Genomic DNA, 18,078 nt, shown 5'->3' on the forward strand with positions numbered 1-18,078 from the left:
TTGGCAAAATTACACTCGTACACGTCAATCAAACCAGTCTTTCTTAAAGCTTTGTAGCTTTCAAAGTAAAAATCAACGGATATAATTTATCTTTTGTCACAAACATTCCTGAATCTGTTTTTATCAAACCGGGCAACACATCATATGGGCTTTCATCATATTCCCTTAAATACTCAATATGCAAACCAGCTTCAGTTAAAGCATTAACAACTTCACCCAATCCATGATTCCATCCATACTCTTTACTCACCATTTTAGAATTTTGGTTGGCATAAGTACCTTCATACTCCTCATAAATTACCTCATCTTGCATATATCCATATGTCATAATTGGTTTACCTTCCAGATAATCAAACATCCAAACTATGGGGTGAAATTCAGCTATAAAAAAAGTACCGCCTTTGTTTAGTTTTTCTGAAATCATTTTACCCCAAGGCTTTAAATCGGGTAGCCAACCAATCACACCGTAACTAGTAAAAACAATATCAAACGTTTCCTTTATGTGTCTTGAGGTATCCAAAACGTTGCAACAAACAAACTCAGCATCCAAACCCAATTCATCATTCAAACTTTTGGCAAGTTTTATACCTTCATTACTCAAATCTACTCCTGTACATATCGCTCCTAACCTACTCCAACTTAAAGTGTCTTGCCCAAAATGGCACTGCAAATGCAATATTCTTTTATCTTTTACATTACCCAAAGCATCCAGCTCATAAGGCATTAACGAAGATTTGCCTTTCTTAAATAATTCTACATCATACATCTCGCTTTTGGCGTGTACTTTTACTTTATTATTCCAAGTTTCCCTATTAGTTTTAAAATAATTTTCGTTAGCATTCATCTTCAAATCATATCTTTACAAAAAACTAAATTATGAAAAAATTACTCCTTCTTGTATTTTTAACTTGTATTTCACTTTCATGCAAACAAAATTCAGAATCGAAAACAGATGAACTTGAAATAGTTAAAAAAGAACTAACCGTTGCTGAAAAAATTGCTCAAGCGCATGGTTTTGAAAATTGGAAAAACGTTTCGGAAATTAATTTTAATTTCAGAGGTAACAGACATTGGAAATGGCAACCTAAAACTAATAACATTACTTTAATGACTAAAACGGACACTATTAATTATAACAGAAAACAGATTGATAGTTTATCTATAAAAGTTGATCAAGCTTTTATAAATGATAAATTTTGGTTATTAATTCCTTTTCAATTGGTTTGGGACAAAAGTGCGTTCATTTCTGAACCTGTAACAGAAGTGGCTCCAATAAGTAAATCTGAATTAAATAAAATAACGATAACTTACACCAATGAAGGCGGTTACACTCCTGGTGATGCCTATGATATTTTTTATGATACTAATTATATAATTAAAGAATGGGTTTTTAGACGTGGAAACCAAGAAGAACCCTCGCTAACAAATACGTTTGAAAATTATCAAGATTTTAATGGTATAAAAATAGCATTAGATCATAAGAACAACGAAGGAACTTGGAATCTAGAATTTACAGATGTGAGTGTAACTTTAGAATAAATTTTTGAGATTTTTGTAATTAAAACATCCGAATTTCGACTATAATACGTATATAAGATATAAATAGTATTTTCCGCTTTATGCGCCTATATATACTAAAGCGCATCAATAATTAAAGTTTATTGATGCGCTTTTCAATTTTATAACATGTTATCCTGCGAAATTATTTTTTACGTGCGTTCCATCACAATAAGGTTTATTGTTTGAAGCACCACATCTACAAAAAGCGGTTGTTTTATTTTTAATTTCGGTTGAACCATCTTTATGCATTACGGATAATGTACCGTAAACTAACAATGGCCCATTTTCTAAAACTTCAACTTTAGCATCCAAAGATTCAGCTGTTTTATCTTCTTCAGCATTCATATAAAAACTTAATGCTCCAGAAGGACAACGTTTTACCTGATTGACCAAATCTTCAGTTGATGCCTTATCAATTCTAATCCAAGGTCTTACTTTTGGTCTAAAAACTTTTGGTAACCCTTTAACACAAATTCCAGAATGGATACATTTTTTGGCATCCCAAACAATAGTAACGTCGCCATTTGAATATTCTTTTGTTTTACTCATAGCTAAAAGTTTTATTAAATATACGAAAAAATGGAGTAATTAAATCTTCAATTTTTGGTATTCATTACTAACTTTATAATTCTTATTTTTGTTAGAAATCGAAAAACAAAACACCTTGTCTGACTTTAAATCTGGTCTTGAATACGCTTTGCAACAAGACCAAAATGATGAATTAAAATCATATCGAAACATTTTTCATATTCCTAAAGATACTGATGGAAATGAATTGATATACATGACAGGGAACTCGCTTGGTTTGCAACCAAAACAAACAAAGGATTATGTAAATCAAGAGCTTGAAGATTGGGCAAATTTAGGTGTTGAAGGACATACTGAAGCTAAAAATCCTTGGCTACCTTATCATGAATTTTTAACGCAAAGTATGGCAAATGTGGTAGGAGCAAAACCTATTGAGGTTATTGTTATGAACACACTTACCGCTAATCTTCATTTTATGATGGTGTCGTTTTATCAACCAACAGAGAAACGTTTTAAAATACTTATTGAAAGTGATGCATTCCCTTCTGATAAATATGCCGTAGAATCGCAATTAAGGCATCATGGGTTTGATGATAAAGAAGGATTGATTTTATGGAAACCCCGAAAAAATGAAGAGCTACTTCGATATGAAGATTTGGAAACAATTTTAAAAGAGCAAGGAGGTGAAATTGCCCTAATCATGATAGGTGGTGTAAATTATTATACGGGACAATATTTTGATTTAAAACGTATCACCGAACTTGGTCATAAGTTTGGTTGTAAAGTTGGCTTTGATTGTGCACATGGTGCTGGAAATGTTGAACTAAATTTACATGATTCTGGAGCCGATTTTGCAGTTTGGTGCACATACAAATACTTAAATTCTGGACCAGGGAGTTTAGCAGGTTGTTTTGTTCATGAAAGACATGCACATAATAAAACCCTAAATAGGTTTACAGGTTGGTGGAGCCATAACAAACAAACCCGTTTTAATATGCGCGATGAGTTTGATCAATTATCTGGTGCAGAAGGTTGGCAATTAAGTAATCCACCTATATTATCTATGGCAGCAATAAGAGCTTCACTAGATTTGTTTAATGAAGTTGGTATTAAAAAATTAACTCAAAAATCTAAAAAACTAACAAGCTACTTTGAGTTTTTAATAAATCAATTAGGTGAAGATGTGATTAGAATCATTACTCCAAAAAACCCAGCAGAACGTGGGTGTCAACTTTCCATTCAAGTTATAAATGCCGATAAATCTTTGCATGACAAATTAACAAAAGCCGGAGTGATAAGTGATTGGAGAGAACCCGATGTTATTCGTTGTGCACCTGTTCCTTTATATAATTCTTTCGAAGATGTCTACCATTTGGTTGAAAAATTAAAAAGTATTTTGAATGAGTAAACAACAAAACATACTTATTATTGGCGCGGGTCTCTGTGGGTCGTTATTAGCTCTACGCTTAGGTCAAAGAGGTTTTAATGTGTCTGTTTATGAAATGCGCCCCGATTTACGAAAAGTTGATATTAGCGCTGGACGTTCTATAAACCTAGCTTTTTCTAATCGTGGTAACAAAGCCATGAAACTTGTGGGTTTAGAGGATAAAGTAAAATCGTTATGCATTCCAATGCACGGGCGGATGATTCATGATGAACATGGCAACACGTTTCAATCAAACTATAGCGGTCGAGATCACGAATATATTAACTCTATTTCGCGAGGTGATTTAAACGCACTTCTTTTAAATGAAGCCGAAACACATAAAAACGTAAACATTTATTTCAACAAAAAATGCAAATCGGTCAATTTTGAAAAAACTACTGCACTATTTCAAGATTACGAAACCAAAGACGAATTTGTTGAAGATGCAGATATAATTATTGCAACCGATGGCGCAGGGTCAACATTACGGAAAAGTTACTATCTAGGTAAAAAGTTTTTGTTTAGCTTTTCGCAAGAGTATTTAACTCACGGTTACAAAGAACTAAGCATTTTACCAAAAGAGAATGGTGGCTTTAAAGTACACAAAAACGTCTTACATATTTGGCCTCGAGGTAGTTTTATGTTAATTGCCTTACCAAATCTGGATGGTAGTTTTACTGTAACCTTGTTTTTAAGTTATGATGAAGGTGAATACAATTTTAATAATTTAACTACTGAAGAACGTGTATTAGAGTTTTTTAGAAAAGAATTTCCTGATGCTTTAGCGCTCATGCCTAATTTGGTAGAAGACTTTTTTGAGAATCCAACAGCGCCTTTAGGAACCGTAAAGTGTTCGCCTTGGCACTATAAAGGCAATACGCTATTAATGGGGGATGCGGCTCATGCTATTGTACCGTTTTATGGTCAAGGCATGAATGCGTCTTTTGAAGATGTTGTGGTGTTCGATAATGTTTTAGATCAACATGAAGGTAATTGGGAAACTGTTTTCCGCGAATACGAAAAGACTCGTAAAATAGATACAGATGCCATTGCAGATTTAGCTATCGATAATTTTCATGAAATGAAAGATCATGTGGCGAACCCTATCTTTCAAGAAAAACGTAAATTAGAAATGGCTCTAGAAAAAGAATTTCCAGATGAATATTCGTCAAAATATTCACTCGTTACGTTCAACGAAAATATAGGTTATAGAGAAGCCATGTTAAAAGGTAGAGCACAAGACAAAGCTATTTTAAACATGCTCACTGATAAGGACATTGAGGTTAAAGGTGATTTAAAAAGAATTTTAGACAAAGTAAAACAAGAAACCGAAGCCATTCTTGAAGATGATAGAATTGCTGGATTAAAACACTAATTATGAGTGATAAAGTTACACCAAGAGGCGCATATCCACACACCAAACGTGTAGGCGATTTTATTTTTGTATCGGGCACAAGTTCCAGAAAAGCCGATAACACTATTGCAGGCGTTGATATTATTGATGAAATGGGTACAAAGCGATTAAATATTGAAGTTCAAACACGGGAAGTTTTAAAGAATATTGAAAAGAATTTAGCCAACGAAGGTGCAACTTTAAAGGATGTTGTTGATGTAACCTCATTTTTAGTCAATATGAATGATTTTGCTGATTATAACAAGGCTTATGCTGAGTTTTTTGATAAGGAAACAGGCCCAACAAGAACAACCGTTGCAGTGCATCAACTTCCGCACCCTGATTTGGTTGTGGAGATTAAGGTGATGGCCTTCAAGAAATTATAATGGAAATTAAAAACTACATAAACGGCAAATACGAAAATCCAATCTCAAATGAATGGATAGACAATTATTGTCCGGCTAATGGTGAAGTTTATGGGCAAATTCCGAACTCATCAAAAGCCGATGTAGAAAAGGCTTACTGTGCTGCTAAATCGGCTTTTCCAAGTTGGTCAAGTACCACACTAGAAGAACGCAGCAGGATTTTAATTAAGATATCAGAATTACTAGAAGCTAATTTGCAACAATTTGCAGAAGCTGAAAGTAAAGACAATGGTAAACCAATAAGTTTGTCTACCCAAGTAGATATACCTAGATCAGCCAGTAATTTTAGATTTTTTGGTAATGCTATTACACAGTTCGCAAGTGAAAGCCATGAAAGTATAGGACAAGACGCTATAAATTACACTTTAAGACAACCCATAGGAGTTGTAGGTTGTATTTCGCCTTGGAACCTTCCACTCTATTTATTTACCTGGAAAATTGCACCTGCTATTGCAGCAGGCAATTGTGTGGTAGCAAAACCCAGTGAGGTAACACCAATGACAGCGTATTTGCTGGGAAATATTTGTACAGAAGCTGGTTTACCCAGAGGTGTTTTAAACATTGTTCATGGGTTAGGTAATACAACGGGGCAAGCCATTATTGAACACCCAGATATTAAAGCAATTAGTTTTACTGGCGGTACCCAAACTGGAGCTCATATTGCTAAAGTAGCAGCTCCCATGTTTAAAAAACTATCATTAGAGTTAGGTGGAAAAAACCCTAATATTATTTTCGCAGATTGCGATTATGAAGATATGCTTGAAACTACGGTACGATCATCGTTTTCCAATCAAGGACAAATTTGTTTGTGTGGAAGTCGCATCTTCGTTGAAACCTCTATTTACGATAAGTTTAAAAAAGACTTTGTGGAAAAAGTAAAAACACTTAAAGTCGGACATCCGTCAGAAGCTGAAACTAATATAGGAGCTTTAGTATCTAAAGAGCATCTAAAAAAAGTGCTTAATTTTATAGATATTGCTAAACAAGAACAAGGTAAAATTCTTTGTGGAGGGAATAAAGTAACTGTTGAAGGTTATGAAAATGGATATTATTTACAACCTACGGTTGTTGAAGTTTCTTCCGATGATTGTAGAATAAACCAAGAAGAAGTTTTTGGTCCAGTGGTTACCATTATGCCTTTTAACTCTGAAGATGAAGTGCTTGAAATGGCAAATAAAGTCAAGTATGGCTTATCTGCAACGCTTTGGACAAACAACTTAAAACGAACCATGAGAATGAGCAATCAGTTACAAGTTGGAATTGTTTGGGTAAACACATGGATGCTACGTGATTTACGAACACCCTTTGGTGGTATAAAAGCTAGTGGAGTTGGACGAGAAGGTGGTTTTGAAGCTCTACGCTTTTTTACTGAGGCGAAAAATGTTTGTATAAAATATTGAAAAGACTATGGATTTAAAACTAAATAATAAAAATGCACTTGTTTGCGGAAGCACACAGGGTATTGGAAAAGCAACGGCCATTGCATTGGCAAATGAAGGTGCAAACGTTACGCTAGTTGCGAGGAACAGAGAAAAACTTAAAGCCGTTTTAGTGGAACTTTCTAATAAAGGAAACCACAGTTACATTGTTGCCGACTTTTCTAACCCAAGAGAATTACAAGAACAAGTTATTAAGTTTATTGAAAAAAATCATGGTTTTCATATTGTCGTAAATAATACTGGTGGCCCGAGAAGTGGTGCTATTTTAACTGCTAGTTTAGAAGAGTTTGAAAATGCATTTACACAACATTTAAAATGCAATCATGTATTGGCGCAAGCTACTACTCCGTTTATGAAAACTCAATGTTTTGGTAGAATAATTAATGTTATTTCTACCTCTGTTAAAGAACCTATACCTGGACTAGGAGTAAGTAATACTATTAGAGGTGCTGTTGGTAATTGGAGTAAAACCATGGCTACTGAACTTGGTGAGCATGGTATAACCGTAAATAATGTTTTACCAGGTTTTACCGAAACGGAACGTTTAGACGAAATTATAAAAATTAAAGCCAAAAATGAAAACAGAAGCGTTGAAGACATGGCTGAAATTATGAAAAACTACACACCTGCTAAACGTTTTGCTCAACCTGAAGAAACTGCCAATGTTATAACTTTTTTGGCTAGTGAAGCGGCTAGTTATGTAAACGGAATTAACATTCCTGTTGATGGTGGACGCACAAAAAGTTTGTAACTTTATAGTTGAAAAATAATTGCGTGAGGGATTGAAGCAAGCTACCATGTAGCGCGAAAAGCCCGACCTGTTCATACTGAACTTGTTTCAGGAACAGGGCACGCCCAAAATATAAAACCATGAGTAAATTAGTTTCGCCCATAAATTTTAAGGCTTGGATTGAAGAAAACCGACACCTTTTAAAGCCACCAGTTGGAAATAAAGTGGTGTGGAAAGATGGAGATTTTATTGTAATGGTAGTTGGTGGGCCCAATAGCAGAAAAGATTATCATTACAATGAAACACCGGAATTTTTCTATCAGATTGAAGGTGATATTGTTTTAAAAATAATTGACAAAGGCACTCCAAAAGACGTACATATAAAAGAAGGCGACATTTATTTGTTACCGCCTAAAGTGCCTCATTCTCCGCAGCGTGGAGCTAATACAGTTGGTTTGGTTATTGAGTACAAAAGACCTGAAGGGATGCGTGACGCTTTATTGTGGTTTTGCGAAAATTGTGTAACTAAGTTGTATGAAGAAGATTTTATGGTAGAAAATATTGAAACCGATATGCCTAAAATTTTTGATAATTATTATAAGGACACCGATAAACGTAGTTGCCCAAATTGCGGCGAGGTAATGCAACCACCTAAAAAGGTTAAAATTGATTAAAATATTTTTCTGCACGAGCTGATACAATAAAATGGAAAAACGTAAACTTAGAATTAACGGTCATTCACACCTACTTCCTTACCCCGAAGAAATTCCTGATTATATGCGTGAAAAAGGAATTTTTTGGGTAGATAAAGACCGAAAATTTATGCTCCAAAAAGATTGGAATCGACCTATTACGGACTCCAGTTTCTTTTTGCATGAAAAGTTAGAGTGGATGGAACGTAATAAAATTGACCATGCGGTAGTTTTAAACCTGTCCCAACTCTATGGTAATGGTTTGCGTGTTGAGGAGATGAAGACTGCTTTACGTTTTCAGAACGATTTTAATGCTAAAATTCAGCACGAAAACCCAACCAAGTTTACTTGTGGTTTTGTGGTTCACCCAGGATTTATAAGAAGCGCATGTTGGGAAATTGAGCGCTGTGTTGAAACTCATGGTATGCAGTTGCTTTGTTTACCAACCCACTACATGGATACCATTGGCACTTGGCGTTGTATTTTTGATGAAGAAAACGAGCCCATTTTTGAATTGGCTAATAAATACAACTTAGCGGTTGAAATTCATCCGTATGATGGAGAAAAGTTTATAAAATTAGAAAACACCTCATGGCGATTTCATTTGATTTGGATGTTAGCTCAATGTGCTGATGCTTATCATTTTTTAACGCTAAACGGATATCAAGAAAAGTATCCAAATATGCGCACTTGTTTTGCGCATGGCGGACAATTAGCACAGATAAATCTGGGACGTCGAATTCAAGGTTTTGATGGTAGACCAGATTTATTTGAAGGCAAACATCACCCAAGAAAAGCTGTAGGACATAAAAATATTTTCTTTGACACTTTAGTTCACGATACGGGTGGATTAGAATTATTAATAAAAAATCACGGTGCGAAGCAAGTTTTAATGGGGCTTGATGATCCTTACCCATTAGGTGAAATGGAAAGTGCAAAACAATCCTCGTACCCTGGTAAAATTTTAGACTTAGCCATTGAAAGAAAAATTATTACTCAAGACGAATACCATGCTATTTGGGAGGACAATGTTATAAAATGGTTATGCGGCGAAGACGAGACTGCTAAAGAAAAATTGATAAATAGAATATTGAGTTAATGCATTTTATTCCAGATAACATTGATAAATATGTTGTAAATCATTCTGAGAATGAACCCGAGTTACTGCAGCAATTAACAAGAGAAACTTACCAGAAAATATTGCAACCACGTATGTTAAGTGGGCATTACCAAGGACGAGTTTTAAGCATGATTTCGAAACTTGTTAACCCAAAAAATATTCTAGAAATTGGAACTTACACAGGATATTCTGCATTGTGTTTAGCTGAAGGCATGCAAGCTAATGGTGAATTGCACACAATAGATATAAATGAAGAATTAGTTGATTTTCAACGTAAGTATTTTGATAAATCTGAATATGGAAAACAAATTTTTCAGCATTTGGGAGATGCTATTGATATTATTCCAAAATTGAATAAAACGTTTGATTTAGTTTTTATAGACGCAGACAAAGAAAATTATTCTAATTATTTTAATATCATTATCGACAAGTTAAATCCTGGTGGTCTCATTTTGTCAGATAATGTACTTTGGAGTGGAAAAGTTTTAGATACAACCTTTAAAAAAGAAGATACTTCTACACCTGCTTTAATTGCATACAATAAGCTTTTAAAAAATGACAAGCGTGTAGAAACCGTGGTTTTACCAATTCGTGATGGGTTAACTATTAGCAGAAAGCTTTAATCGCAATTTATGAAGCTTTAATAAATCGAATGTTATGCTCTTTTTTAGCGTTTTCAATATTTTGATTTATAACTTGAAAAAACTCATAATTATCAAAAGGTTTTAGAATTATATCGTTATACCCAACATTGATACAGTTTTGCTTTACTTCATCAATATCTGCGGCTGTTAAGGCTATTATAGGTAACGACTTATTAAATCTTCTTATAGCCTCGGTAGCTTCATTACCATTCATTATTGGCATATTAATATCCATTAAGATAAGGTCGTAGTGATTATTTTTAATTTCGTTAAGTACTTCTTTTCCGTTTTCAACAATTGTACACAAATACCCTTGTTTCTTTAGTAGGTTTTTAGTAACCACTTGGTTTATCTTATTGTCCTCGGCTACTAAAATTCTATACGTTTCTTTAGAGTCTTCAACCTTGTTTTCTAAAGCTTTAAAATTCGAAACTATTTTAGTTTTGTTTTGGTCAAGTTCAAAATCTACCTCAAAACTAATTTGAGTGCCCTTACCTACTTGACTTTCGAGTTTTATTTCGCTTTTAAATAACTCAATTAAATTTTTAGTAATTGAAAGTCCTAATCCAGTACCTTGATAATTTAAATTGCTGTCTTCTAACTGCGAAAAATTATCGAATATAGTGTCAAATTTTTCTTTAGGAATACCAATTCCATTGTCTATAACTTCAAAACGCAAACCAACATTATTTTCATCTAAACTTAACAATCTTACATTTAAGTTAATGGCGCCATTTGTGGTAAACTTAATACTATTGCCTATCAAATTAATCAAAATTTGAGATAACCTAACCTTATCACATTTTACATATTCCGGCACATAATTATCAATAGATATTATCATTTGGTTATTGGTTTCTTGCAGTCGATAACTAAATGAATTGGTAATATCATTTAATAACTCCTTTAAATTTACCGAAATACTTTTAAGTTCAATTTTATTAGCTTCCATTTTACTTACTTGTAGAATGTCGTTAATTAAATTTAAAAGGTAATCTCCAGAATATTTTAATGATTTTAAATGCTTTCTATCTGTCTTATTCAAATTACTATTATCGAGTAATAGTGATGTTATACCAACAACTCCATAAAGAGGTGTTCTTAATTCATGCGATACGTTGGATATAAATTTACTTTTTAATTCGGAAGTTTTTAATGCTGCATTCTTAGCAGTTTCTAATTCGTTGTTCTTTATTTCTAAAGATTTACTCAACTTTCTTTTAGCTATGTAACTTCTATAAATAACCAACATAGAAATAACTAATAACAATAGGGTTATAAAAATTGCAACATTAATTTTTTTGATTCTGTTCGAAATAGCTAATTGCTGTAATCTTTCTGCATTAGCCATTTCTGCATCGTTTTTATAATCTTCTATTAAAAACTTGGCTTTTGTAATTAAATCTTGTCTGGTTTTTTCTTCATTTAAAAGCTTGTCTTTATAACTATTATGATCTAAAAGGGTTAGATAAGCCTCAGTGCTTTTACCAGATTTGGCTAATGAAATTGATAATTGCAAATAGACTTTAGTTAAAAGGTCTAAATCAATTGCCTCACTTTTATTTTCTAATAATATAGTGGCTTCTCTAAATTTAGAATTAGCATGGTTATGTAATTCTTGGCGAGCATAATAAATTCCATAAATATATTTGAAATAGCCCTCTGAATTTGAATTAACTTTTTGCGCTTTAAAAGCGTCATTAATCTTTAAAAGACTCAGTAATGCTTTTTCTAAATCATTATTTTCAATGTATAACTCACATAAACTTGTTCTTGAATCAAAGAAAACTTGTTCAAGTTGTTTTTTTTCACTGGAATCTGTATCATATTTTCTAGAAGAAAACTTAAGTGCCTTTTCATAATAATCTATAGCCTTGTTGTAATTTACCTTATCTCTGTAGATGTCTGCTAGCTTAAAGTAAGAACTCGCTGTTAAGTAATCATCATCCAGTCCTTTTAAAACTTTTAATGTTAATAAATAATGCTCTTCAGCAGATTTATAATCTTCCATTAAATTATAAATATTGCCCAAATTGTAATTGGCAATCGCACTACCATAGTTATCTTGAATAGAATCTGACAATGCCTTAGCATTAATAAATTCCTTGAAAGATTTTACAATATCATTATTCTTATATGACTTTAAGGCTGAAGTATTTAATTCATCAATTTGTTTGATGATATCTCTATCTTCTTTTCCAAAAGTTAGGATAGAAAAGCATAGAAAACAGATTAGTAGGCTCTTTTTCACGATCTTAAAATATTAGATTTGGTAACCCGAAGGTATTTTTAAAACCTATCCAAAAATTAAAAAATCGCTAAAATGCTTGTAATATTTGACTAATAGATGAACTACCTATCGATGAAAAGATAAAGTGCTAAAATTTTCGTTTAACTGAACCCGTAAAATCTTCTAAGTCGTCTTTTACCTTGTCAAGTTCCTTTTTCACATCCGAAGTAACGCTCGTATCGATACCATTTTTTTCGGCAGTCTTGGTGATTTCATGCTTAATATCATTGGTAGCATCTTTAAGTGTGCGCATACCTTTTCCCAAACCACGAGCAATTTCGGGTAATTTATCAGCACCAAAAACCATAATAGCTATAAATAGAATAAAAGCTATTTCAGCGCCACTAATAAATAAAAATGTAGGTTGTTGTATCACGATACAAATATAGGTGTTGTTTTGGTAGAATAAAAAAGCCGATTGTTAAAAATCGGCTTTCATTGAATTATTTATTTTAAATAGATTAACCTTTTACTTTTTCTTTAAACTCATCAAAATTACTTTTTGTTTCTCTTGGCCAAGAATTATTAGATGTATCAACATCTGCTGTTTCTAAATCTGGGTCTACGACCATACTAGTAATAGCTTTATCTGTTCTGAAAACCTTTTTAACCTCATGTTCGTTATATCTCCATATTTGAGCAGGATATGTTTTTCTTTCTTTAGTGCCATCTTCATATGTCAATTCCAAAATAATAGGCATTACTAACCCTCCTGGTTTTTCAAAAGTAACTTCATAAAAATAGTTTGGAGCTTCTTTAACTTGAGATTTTAAGCTTTCTGGAAGGCTTTCTAAGAAGTCTGTCAAAAATTTAAACTCAGAAGCTTTTTTAGCATCTGCTGGCACAACACCATTTTCTGCCTCAGCATAATAAACCAACTTATCTTTATATTCATCTAGATTCATATTATATCTTTTGGCTTGCTCTAAAGCTTGTTCAGTTGGCTTATCAGTTAAATAATATTGTTTAACTTCTTTTACACCAATATCTGTATAGTCTGTTGTATAAAACCATCCTCTCCAAAACCAATCTAAATCCATAGCCGAGGCATCTTCCATAGTTCTAAAGAAGTCTGCTGGAGTTGGGTGCTTAAACATCCAACGTTGCGAGTAGGTTCTGAAAGCATAATCAAATAATTCAGGCCCCATAATAGTTTGCCTTAACATATAAAGTCCTGCAGCAGGTTTAGTATAGGCATTTGGTCCAAATTGATACACATAATCACCCTGAGACATTATTGGAGATAAGTAACTTTGATCTCCACCCATATAAGGCACAATATCTTTTGGGAGATTTCCTGTAATGAAGTCAGGGTCATAATCTAACTCAGCTAAAGTTTCAACAAAAGAGTTTAAACCTTCATCCATCCATGTCCATTGGCGCTCATCACTATTTACAATCATTGGAAAAAAGTTGTGACCAATTTCATGCGTTATTACTCCAATCATTCCTCTTTTGACACGTTCTGAATACGTTCCATCTGGGTTAGGACGCCCGTAATTAAAGCAAATCATTGGGTATTCCATTCCTTGTCTTTCAGAATGTACTGATACGGCTTTACTGTATGGATAATCAAATGTTAATTTTGAATATTCTTCTAATGTATTAGCCACCACTCTAGTAGAATGCTCTTCCCATAACGGGTTTCCTTCTTTAGGATAAAGCGATATAGCCATAACAGAACGACCATTAATATCAACAGCCATCGCATCCCATATATATTTTCTCGACGAAGCAAACGCAAAGTCTCTTACTCTATCAGCTTTAAAGTGCCATGTTTTTGTTTTAGTGCTTTTTCCTTTTTCAGCAACTTCAGCCTCTTCTTGTGTAACGATGAGCACAGGGTCTTTGAATGATTTTTTAGCAATTTCAAATCGTTTTAATTGCTCTTTTGTTAAAACATCTTTAGGATTTAACAAATCACCAGTAGCTTCTAAAACATGATCAGCAGGCACTGTAATTTTTGCTTCAAAATCGCCAAATTCTAAAGCAAATTCGCTACGTCCCCAAAATTGCATATTCTGCCAACCTTCAACATTATCATACACACAAAGTCTAGGATAAAACTGTGCTATAGTATAGTTATTATTTCCATCAGGAAACGTTTCTAATCCAGATCTTCCACCATCAACATTAATATCATTTATATTATACCACCATTTTATTTGGAACTTAAAAATCTCACCTGGTGCCAGAGGCTTAGGCAAGTTTATACGCATCATCGTTTGATTTATGGTATGAGATAAATCTGATCCGTCATCATTTTTAACATATTCTATATTAAAACCTCCATCAAATGGTTTTTTAAGATTTGATTTTGCAAAAGATTGAGGACCATTAAACGTAGCGTTAAAGCTTTCAGAATTAATATCTGGTGTCTTAGAGTCTTTAGCTCTCATATTTTGATCTAACTGAACCCATAAATATTCTAAATAATCTTTAGAATTATTGTGATAGGTAATTTTTTCATCACCATATATTTGATTCTTATCTTCATCTAAACGAATATTCATTATGTAATCCACTTGTTGTTGTGTATAGGCGTGACCAGGAGCTCCAGAAGCTGTTCTAGACTCATTGGGTGTTGCCAATAAGTCTTTCATTTGCCTAAATTTGTTTTGGTCGGTATGACCTTGTGGTTTCGTTTGCTCTTGGGCGAATATTCCCGAAGAAATAAACACAGCAGATAAAATGAGATAAGTGAGTTTTTTCATTGTCTATTTTTTATTTTATTTAAAATATTGTTGATTTTAATAACAAAGCATTAATTTTTAGGGACTAAAATCGCCCGAAATTAATAATTTTTTAACGCTTGAAGGATTAATTTAATTAAACTTTAACACCATATTTTTACTTTTGGAGTTTAGAATAATGCTTTTTTGTTTAGAATTGATTTTAGTTTTTATAATATTTTGTTGATCTTCAAACATATCAAACAAAACCTGATTACTTATTTCAAAAGAATTGATGTTTTTTACACCCTCAACCTCTAAGTAACAACGCATAATATCGCCATCATATTCTTTTCCTATAAACTTAACATTTGCATTATGGTTGTTAATTTTAATAGTGATTTTCTCCTTTAAATAGGTTTCAATGTACGTGTTAGCTATATCGGGTTCATCATTCCCGGTTAATATTATATTGGCATCGTATTGTTCCTGTAACAAGTTTTCAAAATCATCAATAAAAATTCTAGAAATTATTTGTAAAGATTCTTTTTCTTGTACATAATTTATTTGTGTCACACTTACATAGTATTTGTGTATGCTGGTAAATGCAAAAAGCGGAATAATAAATAAGAAAACAAATAACTTAGACAGATTCATTTAATAAATTTTTGCTAAAGTAATTATTTTGATTGTTCAAAAAGCATTCCAAAACGTTTAGTTTTTTGTAGAATTTACATTCTCCATATATTGGCTGTACTTCATTTTTAAAAAATTTAGAACTTCAACATCGAGTTTGTTTTTACACGCTTTAAGAAAATTTTCATCATCGGCACAGAAATAGAAAAAATCCATTTTTAAATCCTCATGAAGCGGATACATATAAAAAAAATCTTTTGACAATCTAATTCTAATACGTTGCATTAAAGCTTCTCTTTCTTCAACATCAACTCTATTTTTTAGCATTTTTGTTCTTCCAGAAATACCATTTAAAATAGGGTTTAGAGGTATTCCTCCTCCTAAAAGTCCTAAAAGCATTTGAGGTTTAAATATACCCGCTTCTGCTAATCGCCTTTCACTTTGTGTTGCAGGTTTCCCTTTATAACCGGGAATACCAACGTCATAAAAATTAATAGGTGGGTCACCTTCAGTATTATTAATATCGGATAATAAATCTCCTGTTAATATTTTGCCCACCAATACTTCATCTAACTCATTAATTAGTTCCTCTAAATACACATAAATAACCTTGGTTGAAATGATTTGTTTTGAAATTATTACCTCTTTAGGTTTGTGCTGAATAGATGAGAAAACGATGGTATCGTTTAATTTTGCAGTGATATTAAAATCTCCCGATTTATTTGTTACCGTAAAAAATTTAGCAGTTGTATTAATGACATGAATATTTTCAACATCCGTTTTACTCTCAACTTTTCCAGATATTTCAATAGTTTGAGAATTAATATTCCAAAAGCTAATCAACCCTATTAATGTTATTAAGTACTTACTCTTTAACATCATTAAGTTTTAAAAACAAATCGCTTTGCTTGTACAAGAAAGCTATAAATTGCATCTCGTTTTCTGGTTTTAAAAGCTCTGGGTTAATTCCTTTATTTTGCATAAATGCTATAAAAGGTTCAACCTGTTCTGTTGGAATTTTAAAAATTTCGCTAATATATTTATGGGTGTAGACACTTGATACATCTTTAGGTTGTTCGCTATCTTTTAGCAAATTACTGCTTTGAGGTCTTTTAGGTTTGTTTTTTGATTTTAACAAATCAAATATTTTTACCAAATCTGGCAAATAATTTCGTGCTTCTGGGTTAAACGTAGCTTCTAAATGATTTTGAATAACCGCATTATCAAACGCTCTATCATCATCCATATTTAAAGCATTCATATTTCCCAAATCAATTGGCGTAAGTTTCACTACTTTTACATTGGTAATATCAGTTTCTAAATTGCCTGATAGTCCTGATGATAAAGTAACTGCATCTAGCTGATTAACCTGTTCTATTAATTGAATTTTTAACTGCCTAGATTCTACAATCTCTTTATCTACCTTAATTGTAACACTTTGAAATTGCAAAGCAGAAATTTCGATGTTATCATTTTCAGCCACCTCAATCATAAAAGCTCCATTTTCATCCGTAATAGTTCCCTTATTGGAGGATTTATTAAACACCGTTATAGCTTCAACATCATTGGTTTTGGATAGAATAACACCTTTAACTTCCACCCTTTCAATAGTTTGACAATGCATTGCTATTGGTGATAAAATAAGAATTAATATGAGTAAATTTAGTTTCAATGTGTTTAGTTTAAAGTATAAAATAAGCATTTAAAATCTTAAAGAAAAGGTAAATTGCTTTTAATGTTTTGTTAAATACTTAATTTAAGTAAGTTTACATTAAAATATTTAAGAATGCAAAACATAATTATTGCTAGTACTTCGACTATTCATGGCAGTGGCTATTTAGATTATATTTTAGATGAATTAACCGTTTTTTTTAAAAATGTTGACACTATTTTATTTATCCCTTACGCAAGACCAAGTGGCATTTCGCATGATGACTATACCGAAAAAGTAAGTAACGCTTTTAAAAAAATTAATAAATCTGTTTTAGGGATTCATTCTTTTGAAAATCCGGTGGAAGCCATAAATAATGCCGAAGCCATATTTGTTGGTGGTGGCAACACGTTTGTACTAACTTACCAACTGTATAAAAATAATATAACGGAGGTTTTAAAAAATGTTGTTAAAGGAGGAACCCCTTATTTAGGCACTAGTGCTGGTAGCAATATTTGTGGATTAACGATTAAAACCACTAATGATATGCCTATTGTATATCCACCAAACTTTAATGCACTGGCTTTAGTGCCTTTTAATATTAATCCACATTATCTAGACCCTAATATAAACAGTGAACACATGGGTGAAACGAGAGAAACCCGAATAAAAGAGTTTCATAATTTTAATACACCACCTGTTATAGGGTTAAGAGAAGGAAGTTGGTTAAAAGTTGAAGGCAACTCTATAATATTAAAAGGTCATTTAGCCGCTCGTATTTTCGAATATAATAAGATGCCCTACGAAGTAAATCCTGAAACAGAACTGAATCATTTAAAATAAAAAAACTTCATATTTTATGAAGTTTTTTG

The 18,078-nt window shown here is 32.5% G+C and carries 18 protein-coding genes; 10 read left to right on the forward strand and 8 right to left on the reverse strand.

Annotated elements, in window-relative coordinates; all coding sequences use genetic code 11:
- Positions 1 to 43: 43 nt before the first annotated feature.
- Positions 44 to 844, reverse strand: coding sequence for a class I SAM-dependent methyltransferase (locus L3X39_RS07770; RefSeq protein ID WP_237231208.1), 801 nt, complete (start codon positions 842 to 844; stop codon positions 44 to 46).
- A gap of 32 nt (positions 845 to 876) precedes the next feature.
- On the opposite strand from L3X39_RS07770, the gene L3X39_RS07775 reads away from it, so the two are divergent.
- A complete protein-coding gene (locus tag L3X39_RS07775) occupies positions 877 to 1,539 on the forward strand; it encodes a hypothetical protein (RefSeq protein WP_237231209.1) in 663 nt (220 codons plus the stop codon).
- Between the two features lie 150 nt (positions 1,540 to 1,689).
- Here the strand turns inward: L3X39_RS07775 and L3X39_RS07780 are convergent, their stop codons facing one another.
- Positions 1,690 to 2,109, reverse strand: a complete 420-nt coding sequence (locus tag L3X39_RS07780) for a (4Fe-4S)-binding protein (RefSeq protein WP_237231210.1) — start codon at positions 2,107 to 2,109, stop codon at positions 1,690 to 1,692.
- A gap of 115 nt (positions 2,110 to 2,224) precedes the next feature.
- On the opposite strand from L3X39_RS07780, the gene kynU reads away from it, so the two are divergent.
- The 8 genes from kynU to L3X39_RS07820 all read left to right on the forward strand — a co-directional run bounded on the left by kynU (position 2,225) and on the right by L3X39_RS07820 (position 9,936).
- A complete protein-coding gene (gene kynU, locus L3X39_RS07785; RefSeq protein WP_237231211.1) occupies positions 2,225 to 3,496 on the forward strand; it encodes a kynureninase in 1,272 nt (423 codons plus the stop codon).
- Positions 3,489 to 4,889 (forward strand): FAD-dependent oxidoreductase, encoded by a 1,401-nt coding sequence (locus L3X39_RS07790; protein ID WP_237231212.1) that lies wholly within the window; start codon positions 3,489 to 3,491, stop codon positions 4,887 to 4,889. The genes kynU and L3X39_RS07790 overlap by 8 nt, the downstream gene beginning before the upstream one ends.
- A gap of 2 nt (positions 4,890 to 4,891) precedes the next feature.
- Positions 4,892 to 5,293 (forward strand): RidA family protein, encoded by a 402-nt coding sequence (locus tag L3X39_RS07795; protein ID WP_237231213.1) that lies wholly within the window; start codon positions 4,892 to 4,894, stop codon positions 5,291 to 5,293.
- Positions 5,293 to 6,732 (forward strand): aldehyde dehydrogenase, encoded by a 1,440-nt coding sequence (locus tag L3X39_RS07800; RefSeq protein ID WP_237231214.1) that lies wholly within the window; start codon positions 5,293 to 5,295, stop codon positions 6,730 to 6,732. Before L3X39_RS07795 ends, L3X39_RS07800 begins: the two co-directional genes overlap by 1 nt.
- 7 nt (positions 6,733 to 6,739) lie before the next feature.
- The gene (locus tag L3X39_RS07805; protein WP_237231215.1) at positions 6,740 to 7,522 is read left to right on the forward strand and encodes an SDR family oxidoreductase; all 783 of its coding nucleotides are present in this window, start codon (positions 6,740 to 6,742) and stop codon (positions 7,520 to 7,522) included.
- 119 nt (positions 7,523 to 7,641) lie between these two features.
- Positions 7,642 to 8,175, forward strand: a complete 534-nt coding sequence (locus L3X39_RS07810) for a 3-hydroxyanthranilate 3,4-dioxygenase (RefSeq protein ID WP_237231216.1) — start codon at positions 7,642 to 7,644, stop codon at positions 8,173 to 8,175.
- Positions 8,176 to 8,206: 31 nt separating this feature from the next.
- Complete coding sequence (locus tag L3X39_RS07815) at positions 8,207 to 9,292, forward strand: amidohydrolase family protein (protein ID WP_237231217.1); 1,086 nt, start codon at positions 8,207 to 8,209, stop codon at positions 9,290 to 9,292.
- The gene (locus L3X39_RS07820) at positions 9,292 to 9,936 is read left to right on the forward strand and encodes an O-methyltransferase (protein WP_237231218.1); all 645 of its coding nucleotides are present in this window, start codon (positions 9,292 to 9,294) and stop codon (positions 9,934 to 9,936) included. The genes L3X39_RS07815 and L3X39_RS07820 overlap by 1 nt, the downstream gene beginning before the upstream one ends.
- A gap of 7 nt (positions 9,937 to 9,943) precedes the next feature.
- Here the strand turns inward: L3X39_RS07820 and L3X39_RS07825 are convergent, their stop codons facing one another.
- From L3X39_RS07825 to L3X39_RS07850, 6 genes are all read right to left on the reverse strand, one after another.
- Positions 9,944 to 12,208, reverse strand: a complete 2,265-nt coding sequence (locus L3X39_RS07825) for a response regulator (protein WP_237231219.1) — start codon at positions 12,206 to 12,208, stop codon at positions 9,944 to 9,946.
- Between the two features lie 127 nt (positions 12,209 to 12,335).
- Entirely contained in the window at positions 12,336 to 12,623 is a 288-nt protein-coding gene (locus L3X39_RS07830) for a Sec-independent protein translocase subunit TatA/TatB (protein WP_237231220.1), read from the reverse strand.
- An 85-nt stretch (positions 12,624 to 12,708) separates the two neighbouring features.
- A complete protein-coding gene (locus L3X39_RS07835; protein ID WP_237231221.1) occupies positions 12,709 to 14,961 on the reverse strand; it encodes a M1 family metallopeptidase in 2,253 nt (750 codons plus the stop codon).
- Positions 14,962 to 15,072: 111 nt separating this feature from the next.
- Positions 15,073 to 15,576 carry a DUF6702 family protein gene (locus L3X39_RS07840; protein WP_237231222.1) on the reverse strand — a complete coding sequence of 168 codons (504 nt, stop codon included), beginning with the start codon at positions 15,574 to 15,576 and terminating at the stop codon, positions 15,073 to 15,075.
- Positions 15,577 to 15,633: 57 nt separating this feature from the next.
- A complete protein-coding gene (locus L3X39_RS07845; RefSeq protein ID WP_237231223.1) occupies positions 15,634 to 16,437 on the reverse strand; it encodes a peptidase associated/transthyretin-like domain-containing protein in 804 nt (267 codons plus the stop codon).
- Entirely contained in the window at positions 16,421 to 17,227 is an 807-nt protein-coding gene (locus L3X39_RS07850) for a carboxypeptidase-like regulatory domain-containing protein (RefSeq protein ID WP_237231224.1), read from the reverse strand. The genes L3X39_RS07845 and L3X39_RS07850 overlap by 17 nt, the downstream gene beginning before the upstream one ends.
- Positions 17,228 to 17,341: 114 nt before the next feature.
- Between L3X39_RS07850 and pepE the strand changes: the two genes are divergently transcribed.
- Positions 17,342 to 18,049, forward strand: coding sequence for a dipeptidase PepE (pepE, locus tag L3X39_RS07855; protein ID WP_237231225.1), 708 nt, complete (start codon positions 17,342 to 17,344; stop codon positions 18,047 to 18,049).
- The last annotated feature ends 29 nt before the right edge of the window (positions 18,050 to 18,078 follow it).

The organism is Flaviramulus multivorans, from assembly GCF_021728415.1.
In the GTDB taxonomy this organism is placed as follows: Bacteria; Bacteroidota; Bacteroidia; order Flavobacteriales; family Flavobacteriaceae; genus Sabulilitoribacter; species Sabulilitoribacter multivorans.